This is a genomic window from Microbacterium sp. K35 (assembly GCF_004794375.1).
Lineage (GTDB): Bacteria > Actinomycetota > Actinomycetes > Actinomycetales > Microbacteriaceae > Microbacterium > Microbacterium sufflavum.
This window is the reverse complement of the sequence record NZ_SSDM01000417.1, coordinates 1-14,494: the sequence shown is the minus strand read 5'-3', so window position 1 is coordinate 14,494 and position 14,494 is coordinate 1. Positions and strand designations below refer to the sequence as shown.

Sequence of the window (14,494 nt, the reverse complement as noted above, 5' to 3'; positions counted from 1 at the left end):
CCAGCCTACGCGGGCTGGAGACCGATCGCGACATCGCTCGGCCGCACCGGCTCGGGCAGCACCGTGGTGCCCATGAGGTAGCGATCGACGTTCGCCGCCGCCGCACGACCCTCCGCGATGGCCCACACGATGAGCGACTGCCCGCGTCCGGCATCACCGGCCACGAACACGCCGGGCACCGACGACTCGTACGACGCGTCGCGGTGGAAGGAGCCGCGGTCGGTCACCTGCGGACGGGTGTCCTCCGTGTAGCCGTCCTGCTCCGGACCCGTGAAGCCCATCGCGATGAGCACGAGATCGGCGGGGATCTCCCGCTCGGTGCCGCTCTTGGGAACCCGGCGTCCGTCGATGTACTCGGTCTCGGCCACCCGCAGCGCGCGCACCTCGCCGACCTCGTTCGACAGGAACTCCACCGTGGAGGCGAGGAACACGCGCTCCCCGCCCTCCTCGTGCGCGGACGACACCTCGAACACGGTCGGCATCATCGGCCACGGCTGGTGGTCGGGGCGCGTGTCGCCGGGCTGCTTGCCGATGGCCAGGTTCGTCACGCTCAGCGCTCCCTGACGGTGCGCCGTGCCGATGCAGTCCGCACCGGTGTCGCCGCCGCCGATCACGATGACGTGCTTGCCCTCGGCCGTGATCTGCCCTGGGACCGCGTCGCCGGCGACCGCGTGGTTGGACTCCACGAGGTACTCCATCGCGAAGTGCACGCCGTCGAGGTCGCGCCCGGGGATGGGCAGATCGCGGGGAACCGTGGCACCGGTCGCGATCACGACCGCGTCGTACCGCGCGCGGAGGTCGGCCCAGGAGATGTCCTTGCCGATCTCGACACCCGCACGGAACCGGGTCCCCTCCTCCTGCATCTGGCGCAGACGCGTCTCGAGCTGCGTCTTCTCCATCTTGAAGTCGGGGATGCCGTAGCGCAGCAGCCCGCCGATGCGATCGTCGCGCTCGAACACCGCGACCGTGTGCCCCGCGCGCGTCAGCTGCTGGGCGGCGGCGAGGCCCGCGGGCCCCGAGCCGACGACGGCCACCGTCTTGCCGGTGAGGCGCTGCGGCGGCTCGGGCTCGACCCAGCCCTTCGCGAAGGCCTCGTCGATGATGGAGACCTCGATCTGCTTGATCGTGACCGCCGGCTGGTTGATGCCCAGCACGCATGAGCTCTCGCAGGGCGCCGGGCACAGGCGACCGGTGAACTCCGGGAAGTTGTTCGTGGCGTGCAGGCGCTCGATCGCGGCCCGGCCCTCACCGCGCCACGTGAGGTCGTTCCACTCGGGGATGAGGTTGCCGAGCGGGCAGCCCGAGTGGCAGAACGGCACACCGCAGTCCATGCAGCGACCGGCCTGACGGCGCAGGACGGCCTTGTCGCCCGGCTCGTAGACCTCTTTCCAGTCCATGATGCGCACCGGCACCGGACGGCGAGCGGGAAGTTCCCGCTCGGTCACCTTCAGAAAGCCTTTGGGGTCAGCCACCGGTCACCTCCAGGATACGGTTCCACACGATGTCGCCGTCGGGGTCGATCCCCTCGGCCAGAGCCTCCTCGCGCATGCTCCGCACGGCGGCGAAGTCACGGGGAAGCACCTTCACGAACTCCGCCGCGCGCGCGTCGAAGTCGTCCAGCAGCTCGGTCGCGCGCGGGGACGCCGTACGTTCGACGTGCTCGACGAGCAGTCCGCGCAGCACCTCCAGGTCGGCGCGGTCCAGCGGCTCCAGCCGCAGCTCTCCGCTGCCGAGCGACTGCGCGTTCACCTTCGCGGTGTCGAGGGCGTGCACATAGGCCACTCCCCCGGACATGCCGGCGCCGAAGTTGCGCCCGGTCGGCCCGAGGATCACCGCGAGCCCGCCGGTCATGTACTCCAGGGCGTGGTCGCCCACGCCTTCGACGACCGCGGTCGCCCCGGAGTTGCGCACCAGGAACCGCTCGCCGACGACACCGGAGATGAACATCGTGCCCGAGGTCGCGCCGTAGCCGATCACGTTGCCCGCGATCACGTTCTCGTGCGGTGCGATCGACGCCCCGCGCGGCGGACGGATCGTGATGTCTCCGCCCGAGAGGCCCTTGCCGACGTAGTCGTTCGCGTCGCCCTCGAGGCGGAGGATGATGCCCGGCGGGAGGAACGCGCCGAGCGACTGCCCCGCGGTCCCTGTGAGGGTGACGTCGATCGTCTCCTTCGGCAGCCCGGTGGCACCGTGCCGCGACGTCACCTGATGGCCGAGCATCGTGCCCACCGCGCGCTCCGTGTTGGCGATCGGCAGCTCCACCACGACGGGCTCGCCGTTGAGCAGCGCCCCCTTCGCGATGTCGATGAGCTGCACGTCGAAGTGCTTGTCGAGCTCGTGGTCCTGCGCGCGACCGCTGCGGCGCGGCTCGCCGGCCGGGAACGCCGGGCCCTCCAGCACGGGGCTCAGGTCGAGACCCTCGGCCTTCCAGTGCTCGACGGCCGCATTCGTCTCCAGGAGCTCGGTGCGTCCGACGATCTCGTCGATCGAGCGGTAGCCCAGCTCGGCGAGGAGCTCGCGCACCTCTTCCGCGATGAACTCCATGAAGTTGACGACGAACTCGGGCTTGCCCGTGAACCGATCGCGCAGCACCGGGTTCTGCGTGGCGACGCCGACCGGGCAGGTGTCCAGGTGGCAGACGCGCATCATGATGCAGCCGCTCACCACGAGCGGAGCCGTCGCGAAGCCGAACTCCTCCGCGCCGAGCAGCGCGCCGATCACGACGTCGCGCCCGGTCTTGAGCTGGCCATCGACCTGCACCACCACGCGGTCGCGCATGCCGTTGAGCATCAGCGTCTGCTGCGTCTCGGCGAGCCCCAGCTCCCAGGGGGTACCCGCGTGCTTGAGGGAGTTCAGCGGGCTCGCACCCGTGCCGCCGTCGTGGCCGGACACCAGGATGACGTCGCTCAGCGCCTTCGCCACACCCGCCGACACCGCACCGATGCCGGACTGGCTCACCAGCTTCGTGTGGATGCGCGCCTCGGGGTTCGCGCGCTTCAGGTCGAAGATGAGCTGCTTGAGGTCTTCGATCGAGTAGATGTCGTGGTGCGGCGGCGGCGAGATGAGCCCGACGCCGGCCGTGGCGTGACGCGTGCGCGCGACCCACGGGTACACCTTCGTGGGCGGCAGCTGACCGCCCTCGCCGGGCTTCGCGCCCTGGGCGAGCTTGATCTGGATGTCGTCCGCCTCGGTGAGGTACAGGCTCGTGACGCCGAAGCGGCCGGAGGCCACCTGCTTGATCGCACTGCGCCGCTCGGGGTCGAGCAGGCGGTCGGGGTCCTCGCCGCCCTCACCGGTGTTCGACTTGCCGCCGATCCGGTTCATCGCGATCGCCAGGGTCTCGTGCGCCTCCTTGGAGATGGAGCCGTAGCTCATCGCCCCGGTCGAGAAGCGCTTCACGATCGCGGACACCGGCTCGACCTCGTCGAGCGGGACCGGCTTGCGGGTCCCGGTGCGCAGCGTGAAGAGTCCGCGGAGGGTCTTGAGCTCGGCCGCCTGCTCGTCCACGAGCTTCGTGTACTCGCGGAAGATGTCGTACCGCCGCGTCCGGGTGGAGTGCTGCAGCTTGAACACCGTCTCCGGGTTGAACAGGTGCGGGGAGCCGTCGCGACGCCACTGGTACTCGCCGCCCGTCCACAGGCGCTCGTGCGCGCGGGCTGCGGCATCCTCGGGGTACGCGTAGTCGTGCCGCGCCTGGTTCTCGGCGAAGATCTCCTCGATCCCGATGCCGCCCAGCTTCGACTCCGTGCGGGTGAAGTAGGCGTCGATGAACTCCTGGCTGAGACCGACGGCCTCGAACACCTGGGCGCCGGCGTACGACGACACGGTGGAGATGCCCATCTTCGACATGATCTTCAGCACGCCCTTGCCGAGCGCGTAGATCAGGTTCTTGACCGCCTTCTCGGGCGTGATGCCGGTGATGTAGCCGGTGCGGACGAGGTGCTCGACCGTCTCCATCGCCAGGTACGGGTTGATCGCCGACGCGCCGTAGCCGATCAGCGTCGCGACGTGGTGCACCTCGCGCACGTCTCCGGCCTCGACGATCAGGCCCACCTTCATGCGGTTCTCGCGCCGGATGAGGTGGTGGTGGATCGCCGACACCATGAGCAGCGACGGGATGGGCGTGAGGTCCTTGTTGGAGTCGCGGTCGGACAGGATGAGGAACTCCGCGCCGTCCGCGATGGCCTGGTCGACCTCGGCGCACATCTCCGTCAGGCGCTCGGCGAGCGAGTGCGGGCCGGAGTCGAAGTGGTACAGGCCGCGGATCGTCGCGCTCGACCGGCCGGGCAGCGCCTTGTCGATGTGGCGGATCTTCGCCAGTTCGTCGTTGTCGATCACGGGGAAGTCGAGCGACACCGTGCGGGTGTGCTCCGGACCCCAGCTGAGCAGGTTCGACTCGGGACCGAGGCCGAGCTTGAGGCTCGTGACGACCTCTTCCCTGATCGAGTCCAGCGGCGGGTTCGTGACCTGGGCGAACTGCTGCGTGAAGTAGTCGAACAGCAGTCGCGGGCGCTTGCTGAGCACCGCGATCGGGGTGTCCGAGCCCATGGCACCGAGCGGCTCGACGCCGGTCTGGCCCATGGGGGTCAGCAGGATGCGCACTTCTTCCTCGGTGTACCCGAAGGTGCGCTGGCGGCGGGTGATCGACGCCGGCGGGTGCACGATGTGCTCGCGCTCGGGCAGGTCGGCCAGGCGCACGGCCCCCGCGTCGAGCCACTCCTGCCACGGGTGCAGCGTGGCCAGCTCCTGCTTGATCTCGCGATCTTCGACGATGCGGCGCTGGGCCGTGTCGACGAGGAACATCTTGCCGGGCTGCAGACGCCCGCGGCGCTTGATGCGCTCGGGCTCGAAGTGCAGCACGCCCGTCTCCGAGCCGATCACGACCAGTCCGTCGGTGGTCTCGGTCCAGCGCCCCGGGCGCAGTCCGTTGCGGTCGAGCGTCGCGCCGACCAGCGTGCCGTCGGTGAAGATGAGCGCGGCGGGGCCGTCCCACGGCTCCATCTGGTTGGAGTGGTACTCGTAGAACGCGCGCAGCTCCGGCGTGATGTCGGCCTGCTTCTCGTACGCCTCCGGCACCATCATCATGATCGCGTGCGGCAGGCTGCGACCGGTCAGGGTGAGCAGCTCGAGCACCTCGTCGAACGAGGCCGAGTCGCTCGCGCCGTCGGTGCAGATGGGCAGCAGCGGCGAGATGTCGCCGAGCAGCTCGGACTCGAGCTGCGACTGGCGGGCGCGCATCCAGTTGCGGTTGCCGCCGACCGTGTTGATCTCGCCGTTGTGCGCCAGCATGCGCAGCGGCTGCGCGAGCGGCCACGACGGGAACGTGTTGGTGGAGTAGCGGGAGTGCACGACCGCGAGCTCGGACGCGAACCGCTCATCCTGCAGGTCGGGGTAGAACGGCTCCAGCTGCAGCGTGGTGACCATGCCCTTGTAGCCGAGGGTGCGGCTGGACAGCGACACGAAGTAGGCGCCGAGCTCGTGGCCGGCCCGCTTGCGCAGGCGGTAGGCGACGCGGTCGAGGGCGATGCCGGTGAGCGGCGCGTCGGCGTGCGTGGCCCCGCCGGCGCTCACGAAGAGCTGCTCGAACGCGGGGCGGGCCTCGTCGGCGAGCTTGCCGAGGTTCTCGTTCGCGGTGGGGACCTCACGCCACCCGAGGACGCGGAGGCCCTCGGCGCGCGCGATCTTCTCGATGCCGGCCTTCTGCTGGCGGCGCTCGCTCGAGTCGCGAGGCAGGAACGCGAGTCCTGCGGCGTACTCCCCCACGGGCGGCAGTTCGAAGCCGGTGACCGCGCGGAGGAAGGCGTCTGGCATCTGCGTGAGGATGCCGGCCCCGTCTCCCGTGCCCGCGTCGGACCCGATGGCCCCGCGGTGCTCCAGGTTGCGCAGGGCCTCGAGGGCCAGCGCGATGATGTCGTGCCCGGCTTCGCCGCGCAGCGTTGCGACCATGGCCAGGCCGCAGGCGTCCTTCTCGAACGCCGGGTTGTACATGCCCTGCTTCGGGGGGTATGCGCCGGAGGCGCCGTAAGGGGGCTGGAAGTACACCAGTTACCGTCCTCAGATCTTCAGTGAAACCCGGGGACGTCGTCGGCCCGCTCGTTCAGTGCAATGGTTCTCCCGCCGCGGGACGCGGCGTTATCGGGAGCCGTCCTCGCTCGTGGGAGCAGTGCTTGTGGCGGTGGCTCCTGCGGTGACCTCGTCGGTCGGAGGCTCGCTCACGTCCACGAAATCAGAGGGATTGTCTTGCGATTGTACATCAGCGTCCAGGTCCTTCCGGCCGCGGCCGGGCTGATACGGAGAAGGCTCCAGACCCGGGTGACGGCGCGTCTGCACCACGAGGATGACGAGGCCGACGACGACGCCGATGATCGCCGCCCAGACGTTGCTGCGCAGACCCAGGATGATCTCGCTCGGGTCGATGCGGATCGACTCCCACACGATGCGACCAGCGCTGTACCAGATGAGGTAGATCGCGAACAGCCGGCCCCACTGGAAGAAGAGCTTGCGGCTCAGCCACAGCAGCACGATCACGCCGAGCCCGTTCCACAGCACCTCGTACAGGAACGTCGGGTGGAACAGCGTGCCCTCGGGGAGCCCGGGAGGGAAGGCCGAGTTGGTGGACTCGATCTCGAGGCCCCACGGCAGGTCGGTCGGCAGGCCGAAGAGCTCGTGGTTGAACCAGTTGCCGAACCGGCCCATGGCCTGCGCGAGCAGCAGCCCGGGAGCGAGTGCGTCGGCGAACGTCCAGAAGCGGATACCGGTCCAGCGGCAGCCGAGGTACGCGCCGATGGCGCCGCCGATCAGCGCGCCGAAGATGGCGATGCCGCCCTCCCAGATCGCCCACACCGAGCCGGGCTCGAAGGGGTTCCAGGTGTTCTTGCCCTCGCCGAAGTAGAAGTTCGGGTGGGTCAGCACGTGGAAGATGCGGGCGCCGATGATGGCCAGCGGCACCGCGAGGATCGAGATGTCGATCACGACCCACGGCTCCGCACCGCGCTTCGTGAGGCGGTGGTTGGTCAGCAGCACCGCGACGATGATGCCGGCGATGATGCAGAGCGCGTAGAAGTGGATCCGCACCGGGCCCAGGTCGATGTACGCGACGGGAGGACTCGGGATGCTGGCGAGCACGCCGGTGAAGCTGCTGGGGAGCGCGAGGGACATGAGTGCGATTCTAGTTCTCGGGGACGGAGCGCACCGACGACGTGCCGGTGGCGAGGGTTCGGGCGACGGCCGCGAGGGCGGGGACGCCGCCATCGCGCAGGGCGCGCACGAGCGCGGTGCCGACGATGGCGCCGTCGGCGTACTCGGAGACACCGGCGATCTGCTCGGCGGTGGAGATGCCGATGCCGACGCAGGCGCGCCGGGCGCCGTGCTCGCGCAGGCGGGCGACGAGGGTGCGTGCGGCGCGATCGAGCTCGGCCCGCTCCCCCGTGATGCCCATGGTGGAGACGGTGTACACGAAACCGGTCGACGACTTCACGACGAGCTCGAGGCGCTCGTCCGACGAGGTCGGCGCGGCCAGGAACACCCGGTCGAGCCCGGTCCGCTCGCTCGCCGCGATCCACTCCGCCGCCGCGTCCGGCGTGATGTCGGGCGTGATCAGCCCGGCGCCGCCCGCCGCCAGCAGGTCGTCGGCGTAGCGATCGACGCCGTACTGCAGCACCGGGTTCCAGTAGGTCATCACGAGCACCGGGACGTCGGTCGCGGCGGTGATGGCGCGGATCGCGGTGAAGAGGTCCTTCATCCGGAAGCCGGCGGCGAGGGCGGCGGTCGTCGCCTCCTGGATGATCGCGCCGTCCATCACGGGGTCGCTGTAGGGCGGCCCGAGCTCGATGATGTCCACGCCGTTCTCGGCGAGGGCGATCGCCGCCTGGATGCTCGTCTCCAGGTCGGGGAAGCCGACGGGCAGGTAGCCGACGAAGGCGCTGCGGCCGGCGTCGTGCGCGCGCTGGATGGCCTGTTCGACGCGGCTCACAGCTGCGGCTCTCCCTTCGAGGCGGCTTCTTCGGCGGAGCTCTCCTCGGTCGCGTCGTGCGCGAGCGCCGCCTCGTCGTAGAGCTCGAAGTACCGGGCGGCCGTGTCCATGTCCTTGTCGCCCCGGCCGGAGAGGCAGATCGCCAGGACCGCGTCCGGTCCGAGCTCGCGGCCGATCCGCAGGGCTCCCGCGAGTGCGTGCGCGGACTCGATCGCCGGGATGATGCCCTCGGTGCGGCTCAACAGCCGCAGGGCCTGCATCGCCTCGTCGTCGGTCGCCGGGATGTACTCCGCGCGGCCGATGTCGGCCAGCCACGAGTGCTCCGGGCCGACGCCGGGATAGTCGAGCCCGGCGGAGATCGAGTGCGACTCGACCGTCTGGCCGTCCTCGTCCTGCAGGACATAGGTCTTCGCGCCGTGCAGCACACCGGGACGACCGCGCTCGATCGACGCCGCGTGCCGCGGGGTGTCCACTCCGTCGCCGGCCGCCTCGACGCCGTACAGGCGCACGCCCTCGTCGTCGAGGAACGCGTCGAACATGCCGATCGCGTTCGAGCCGCCGCCCACGCACGCGAACACCGCGTCGGGCAGCCGGCCCACCTCGTCGAGCAGCTGGGCGCGCGCCTCCTCGCCGATGATCTTCTGGAAATCGCGGACCATCGCCGGGAACGGATGCGGCCCCGCGGCGGTGCCGAAGATGTAGTTCGTGGTCTCGACCGAGGCGACCCAGTCGCGGTACGCGTCGTTGATCGCGTCCTTCAGCGTGCGCGAGCCCGAGGTCACCGGCACGACCTCGGCGCCCAGCAGGCGCATGCGGGCGACGTTCAGCGCCTGGCGCTCGGTGTCGACCTCGCCCATGTAGATCGTGCAGTCCAGGCCGAACAGGGCCGCCGCGGTGGCCGTCGCGACACCGTGCTGTCCTGCACCCGTCTCGGCGATCACCCGGGTCTTGCCCAGGCGCTTGGTGAGCAGCGCCTGACCCAGCACGTTGTTGATCTTGTGCGAGCCGGTGTGGTTGAGGTCCTCGCGCTTGAGGAACACCCGCGCGCCCCCGGCGTGCTCGGCGAACCGCGGCACCTCGGTCAGCGCCGAGGGGCGTCCGGCGTAGGAGGACAGCAGGTGGGCCAGCTCGGCACGGAACTCCGGATCGGCGATCGCCTCCTCGTACGCGACCGTCAGCTCGTCGATCGCGGCGATCAGCGACTCCGGCATGAACCGGCCGCCGAAGTCACCGAAGTACGGGCCGTGCTGGTCACGCAGACTCACTTCGCCTCCAGGAAGCTCTCGAGCGTGGCGACCGGATCTCCGGTCACCAGGGCCTCACCGATCAGCACGACGTCGGCACCGGCCGAACGGTAGTGCGCGACATCGGCGGGGGTGAGCACCGCGGACTCCGCGATCTTGATCGCCGTGTCCGGGATGCGGTCGACGAGCCGACCGAAGAGGTCACGGTCGAGCTCGAGGGTCTTCAGGTCGCGCGCGTTCACGCCGATCAGCGCGGCGCCGAGGTCGATCGCCACGTCGAGCTCCTCCGCCGAGTGCGTCTCGACGAGCGGGGTCATGCCGAGCTCCAGGATGAACGCGTACAGGTCGCGCAGCACCTCCGGCTCGAGCCCGGCGACGATCAGCAGGACGAGATCAGCACCCGCCGCCCGCGCCTCCAGCACCTGATACCGCGTGGCGATGAAGTCCTTGCGCAGCACCGGCAGCGACACCCGCGCGGTCACGGCCTCGAGATCCGCCAGACTGCCGCCGAAACGGCGCTCCTCGGTCAGGACGCTGATCGCCGAGGCGCCGCCCTGCTCGTACAGCGACGCCTGGTGGGCGGGGTCCGGGATCTCGGCGAGTGCGCCACGGGACGGGCTCGCCCGCTTGACCTCGGCGATGATCTTGACCCGCTCGGCGGGAGCGAGGAACGCCAGGGCGTCCTTCGCCGCCGGGCGCCCGAGAGCCTCGCGCTCGACGACCTCGATCGGCCGGGAGAGGGAGCGACGCTCGGCGTCTGCGACAGCGCCGGCCGTCAGGTCGGCGAGGACCACTAGTGCGCCTTCGGGGAGTACTTGGGGCCCTTCACGCCGTAGCCCGCCTTCGCGAGCGCCCAACCCACGATGGCCCCGATCGGGATCAGCGCGGCGGAGATCCAGACCAGGGTCGGCTGCTCGAAGCAGAACGCGACGGTCGCGGCGGTGAAGCCGACGAGCATGATCACGACGGCGGTCCAGGCCGCAGGCGAGTGTCCGTGGCCAGGGTCGGCGATCGGGTTGGTCATGTTTCCTCCGGGGACGACGTGCGGATGTGTTCAGTCTATCGGGGTCAGCGCGTGGGATCCGTCCCGCGGGACAGGTCGTCCCACGAGTCGACCGCGTCGACCGGGCCCTCGTGCGTCGCGGGGTGCGCGGTCTCGGTGCGGTAACGGCGGCCGCCCGACTTCCACTGACGCCAGGTGACCAGTACCAGCACGGCCGCGAGCAGCAGGATCACCCAGCCGACGAGCGCGACCCACGGCCACGCGGACGCTACGATGTGCGCCGCCACCTCGTGCACGGCGGTGTCGCCCGCGAGCCCCGTGGTCTCGGTCACGGTCGCGGCGACGGCGTCGAAGGGCTCAGCGACCAGCAGCTGCACGGTCGACCAGCCGAGGAACACCGCCGCGACCGCGGCGAGCACCCCGAAGACCAGCCGCACCGCGCGACCGGCGATCGACAGGGCCGCGCCGAGCGCCAGCACCGCGAGGCTCAGCGGCGCGAGCAGCACCATCGCCGCGGCCCCCGGCACGAGGATCGCCTCTCCCGCATCGGCGCGCTCGACCGTGAACCAGGTCTGCGTGGAGGAGATGATGCCGAGGGCGCCGGCGAGCAGGAAGCCGGAGACCGCGAGCGAGCGCCCCCGCCGGGCGAGGCTCACGACGACGCCGATCCGTCGACGGCACCCAGGTCGGTCGTGTCGAAGCACGTGCGGGTCCCCGTGTGGCACGCCGGGCCGGTCTGGTCGACCAGCAGCAGGATCGCGTCGCCGTCGCAGTCGAGTCGGGCCTCGCGCACCACCTGGATGTTCCCGGAGGTGTCGCCCTTGCGCCAGTACTCCTGCCGGGACCGCGACCAGTACGTCGCACGACCCGACGTGAGCGTGCGCCGCAGCGCCTCCGCATCGACCCATGCGAGCATCAGCACCTCGCGCGTATCCCACTGCTGCACGATCGCGGGCGCCAGGCCCTCGGCCGTGAAAGCCACCTGGGCGATGCGCGCCTCGACATCCGGCTCGCTCTGCCCCTGCTGCGCCTCCGTCATCGGACCAGCACCCCCTCCGCGCGCAGCGCGTCCTTCACGTCGCCGACCGTGAGCGCTCCCGTGTGGAAGACGCTCGCCGCGAGCACGGCGTCGGCACCCGCCTTGATGGCCGGGGCGAAATCGGTCGCTCGTCCGGCGCCGCCGGAGGCGATCACGGGCACCGGAGCCGCCTCGCGCATGAGCCGGACGAGTTCCAGATCGAACCCGTCGCGCGTACCGTCCGCGTCGATCGAGTTCACCAGCAGCTCACCCGCCCCGCGCTCCGCGGCCTCCCTGGCCCAGTCGAGAGCGTCCAGCGTGGTCTGCGTGCGACCGCCGTGCGTCGTGACGACGAAACCGGAATGCGTCGTGTCGGCCCGCTTCACGTCGAGTGAGAGCACGAGCACCTGAGCGCCGAAGCGGTCCGCGATCTCGCCGATCAGCTCGGGCCGGGCGATCGCGGCGGAGTTCACCCCCACCTTGTCGGCGCCGACGGACAGCAGCCGGGCCACGTCCTCCACGCTGCGCACTCCCCCGCCGACCGTCAGCGGCACGAACACCTGCTCGGCGGTGCGCTGCACGACGTCGTAGGTCGTGGCCCGCGCGTCGACGGTCGCGGTCACATCGAGGAAGGTGATCTCGTCCGCGCCCTGCGCCGCATAGTGCCGGGCGAGCTCGACCGGATCCCCCATGTCGCGCAGGTTCTCGAAGTTCACGCCCTTCACGACGCGGCCCTCGGCCACATCGAGGCACGGGATGACCCTGCTCGCGAGAGTCATCAGAGCCTCGCCGCGTGGATCGCCGTGACGAGGATCGCCCTGGCCCCCAATGCGTACAGGTCGTCCATCACCTGGTTGACCCGGCGACGCGGGATCATCACGCGCACGGCCACCCAGGCCGGGTCGCGCAGCGGGGAAATGGTGGCCGACTCCCGGCCGGGAGCGATCGCGACCGCCTGGTCGACCAGCTCGGTCGGCAGGTCGTAGTCGAGGAGCACGTACCGGCGGGCCACCATGACGCCTCGGAGACGGCGCAGCAGCGTGTCGACGCCGTCCGCGTCACCCGGGCGGCTGATCAGCACGGCCTCGGACTCCAGGATGACGGGGCCGAAGATCTCCAGCCCCGCCTGTCGCAGCGTGGTCCCCGTGGAGACCACGTCGGCGACGGCATCGGCGACGCCGAGGCGCACGGCCGACTCCACCGCACCGTCGAGCTGCACCAGCTCGGCGTTCACGCCGTGCTCCCGGAGGAAAGAGCCCACCAGTCCGGGGTAGGCCGAGGCCACGCGCACGCCGTCGAGGTCGTCGATCGACGTGAAGCGTCCGGGAGGGCCGGCGAAGCGGAACGTCGACGCGCCGAAGCCGAGCTGCTCGATCTCGCGCGCCGGCTGCTGCACGTCGAGCAGTAGGTCGCGTCCGGTGATGCCGACGTCGAGGGCGCCGGAGGCGACGTATGTGGCGATGTCACGCGGACGGAGGAAGAAGAACTCGACGTCGTTCTCGGTGTCGACGACGTGCAGGGTCTTGGGGTCGCGGCGGCCGGCGTAGCCCGCCTCCGCGAGCATCTCGGCGGCGGTCTCGGACAGCGAGCCCTTGTTGGGAACGGCGATGCGCAGCATGAACGGCTTTCAGTTCGAAGGAGTGGGGGCGGAGCGCATCACAGATGTCGATAGACGTCCTGCAGGGTGAGGCCCTTCGCGAGCATCATCACCTGCAGGTGGTACAGCAGCTGCGAGATCTCCTCCGCCGCCGCCTCGTCGGACTCGTACTCGGCCGCCATCCACACCTCGGCGGCCTCCTCCACGATCTTCTTGCCGATCGTGTGCACGCCGCCGTCGAGCTCCGCGACCGTGCCCGACCCTTCCGGTCGGGTCTCGGCCTTGACGCTGAGCTCGGCGAACAGCTCGTCGAAAGTCTTCACGATTCCAGGCTAGCGGCTCGCGCGAGGTGCCTGAGCCGCGAGACCGCCGCCTCCACGTCGTCCTGCCCGTACACGGCCGAGCCCGCGACGAAGGTGTCCGCCCCCGCGGCCGCCGCCTGCGCGATCGTGTCGTCGGAGATCCCCCCGTCGACCTGGAGCCACACCTGCGACCCTCGACGTCGTGCCTCCTCCGACAGCGCGCGCAGCTTCGGCATCGTCTCCGGCATGAACCCCTGACCGCCGAACCCGGGCTCCACCGTCATCACCAGGATCTGGTCGAACTCGTCGAGGACCGGGAACAGTCCGTCGACCGGGGTATCCGGCTTGACCGCGACACCGGCTCTGGCACCGATGTCGCGCAACCGCCGCGCGAGCGACACCGGGTCGACCGCGGCCTCCAGGTGGAAGGTGACGCTCGCCGCGCCCAGCTCCGCGTACCCGGGTGCCCAGCGCTCGGGGTCCGTGATCATGAGGTGCACGTCGAGCGGGACGGGACTGGTCTCCTGGATGCGCTGCACCATCTGCGGCCCGAACGTGAGGTTGGGCACGAAATGGTTGTCCATCACGTCGACGTGGGCGAAGTCGGCCGTCGCGATGCGGGCGAGCTCCGTCTGCATGTTGACGAAGTCGGCGGCGAGGATGCTCGGGTTGATGCGCGGTGCGCGAGGAAGCTCCACGGTCTCTGTCCTACCCTTCGGTGTCGTCGGTGCGCTGCAGGAGCGCGAGGAACATGGCGTCGGTGCCGTGGCGGTGCGGCCACAGCTGGGCGCTGCCCGTGGCGGCACGACCGTCGTCGGCGAGGTCGATCGGCGAGCGGGAGACGTCGCGCACCACGCGCCGCGCATCCAGCTCCACCACGTCGGCGCGGTCCCGCAGCACCTCGCGCACGACCCCGGTGGTCTCGGCCAGGTGCGGCGAGCACGTGACATAGGCCACGACGCCGCCCGGAGCGAGCGCGTCGAGAGCGGCGGACAGCAGGTCCACCTGCAGCGGCACGAGCTCGGCCACATCGGCGGGCGTCTTGCGCCAGCGCGCCTCCGGACGACGCCGCAGCGCTCCCAGCCCGGTGCACGGCGCGTCCACGAGGATGCGGTCGAACCCGCCCGGGTTCTCGCGCGCCAGCTCTCTGCCGTCGCGCTCGTGCACGGTCACGTCTCCGGGGACGGCCCGCAGCGCCTTCCGCACCAGTCGAGCGCGCGTCGGCACGACCTCGTTGGCCTCCAACGTCACCTCGTGCTCGCGGGCGATCGCGGCCAGCAGCGCCGTCTTGCCGCCCGGCCCGGCGCACAGGTCGAGCCACCGCTCCCCCGCCCGGACCGGTGCCGCGGCGGCCAGCG

14 protein-coding genes are annotated in these 14,494 nt (G+C 70.6%); all 14 read right to left on the bottom strand.

What is annotated here, in order from left to right; all coding sequences use genetic code 11:
- Positions 1-5: 5 nt before the first annotated feature.
- Positions 6-1,472 (bottom strand): glutamate synthase subunit beta, encoded by a 1,467-nt coding sequence (locus DW299_RS17405; RefSeq protein WP_136032414.1) that lies wholly within the window; start codon positions 1,470-1,472, stop codon positions 6-8.
- Entirely contained in the window at positions 1,465-5,988 is a 4,524-nt protein-coding gene (gene gltB / locus DW299_RS17400) for a glutamate synthase large subunit (protein WP_136037405.1), read from the bottom strand. The genes DW299_RS17405 and gltB overlap by 8 nt, the downstream gene beginning before the upstream one ends.
- Before the next feature lie 144 nt (positions 5,989-6,132).
- Positions 6,133-7,158, bottom strand: a complete 1,026-nt coding sequence (lgt, locus tag DW299_RS17395; RefSeq protein ID WP_136037337.1) for a prolipoprotein diacylglyceryl transferase — start codon at positions 7,156-7,158, stop codon at positions 6,133-6,135.
- A 10-nt stretch (positions 7,159-7,168) separates the two neighbouring features.
- On the bottom strand, positions 7,169-7,972 hold the full coding sequence (gene trpA, locus DW299_RS17390) for a tryptophan synthase subunit alpha (protein ID WP_136032418.1): 804 nt from the start codon (positions 7,970-7,972) through the stop codon (positions 7,169-7,171).
- On the bottom strand, positions 7,969-9,237 hold the full coding sequence (gene trpB, locus DW299_RS17385; RefSeq protein WP_136032420.1) for a tryptophan synthase subunit beta: 1,269 nt from the start codon (positions 9,235-9,237) through the stop codon (positions 7,969-7,971). The genes trpA and trpB overlap by 4 nt, the downstream gene beginning before the upstream one ends.
- Complete coding sequence (trpC, locus tag DW299_RS17380) at positions 9,234-10,010, bottom strand: indole-3-glycerol phosphate synthase TrpC (RefSeq protein ID WP_136037336.1); 777 nt, start codon at positions 10,008-10,010, stop codon at positions 9,234-9,236. Before trpC ends, trpB begins: the two co-directional genes overlap by 4 nt.
- The gene (locus tag DW299_RS17375) at positions 10,010-10,240 is read right to left on the bottom strand and encodes an HGxxPAAW family protein (protein ID WP_136032424.1); all 231 of its coding nucleotides are present in this window, start codon (positions 10,238-10,240) and stop codon (positions 10,010-10,012) included. Before DW299_RS17375 ends, trpC begins: the two co-directional genes overlap by 1 nt.
- Positions 10,241-10,284: 44 nt before the next feature.
- Entirely contained in the window at positions 10,285-10,875 is a 591-nt protein-coding gene (locus DW299_RS17370) for a Trp biosynthesis-associated membrane protein (protein ID WP_136032427.1), read from the bottom strand.
- Positions 10,872-11,258 (bottom strand): phosphoribosyl-AMP cyclohydrolase, encoded by a 387-nt coding sequence (gene hisI, locus DW299_RS17365; protein WP_136037335.1) that lies wholly within the window; start codon positions 11,256-11,258, stop codon positions 10,872-10,874. Before hisI ends, DW299_RS17370 begins: the two co-directional genes overlap by 4 nt.
- Positions 11,255-12,016 (bottom strand): imidazole glycerol phosphate synthase subunit HisF, encoded by a 762-nt coding sequence (gene hisF, locus DW299_RS17360; RefSeq protein ID WP_136037334.1) that lies wholly within the window; start codon positions 12,014-12,016, stop codon positions 11,255-11,257. Before hisF ends, hisI begins: the two co-directional genes overlap by 4 nt.
- Positions 12,016-12,855, bottom strand: a complete 840-nt coding sequence (gene hisG, locus DW299_RS17355; protein ID WP_136032433.1) for an ATP phosphoribosyltransferase — start codon at positions 12,853-12,855, stop codon at positions 12,016-12,018. Before hisG ends, hisF begins: the two co-directional genes overlap by 1 nt.
- Positions 12,856-12,893: 38 nt before the next feature.
- A complete protein-coding gene (locus tag DW299_RS17350; protein WP_136032435.1) occupies positions 12,894-13,157 on the bottom strand; it encodes a phosphoribosyl-ATP diphosphatase in 264 nt (87 codons plus the stop codon).
- Positions 13,154-13,834 (bottom strand): ribulose-phosphate 3-epimerase, encoded by a 681-nt coding sequence (rpe, locus tag DW299_RS17345; protein WP_136037333.1) that lies wholly within the window; start codon positions 13,832-13,834, stop codon positions 13,154-13,156. The genes DW299_RS17350 and rpe overlap by 4 nt, the downstream gene beginning before the upstream one ends.
- A gap of 10 nt (positions 13,835-13,844) precedes the next feature.
- A partial coding sequence (locus tag DW299_RS17340) for an RsmB/NOP family class I SAM-dependent RNA methyltransferase (protein WP_522731644.1) occupies positions 13,845-14,494 on the bottom strand: 650 nt, incomplete at its 5' end.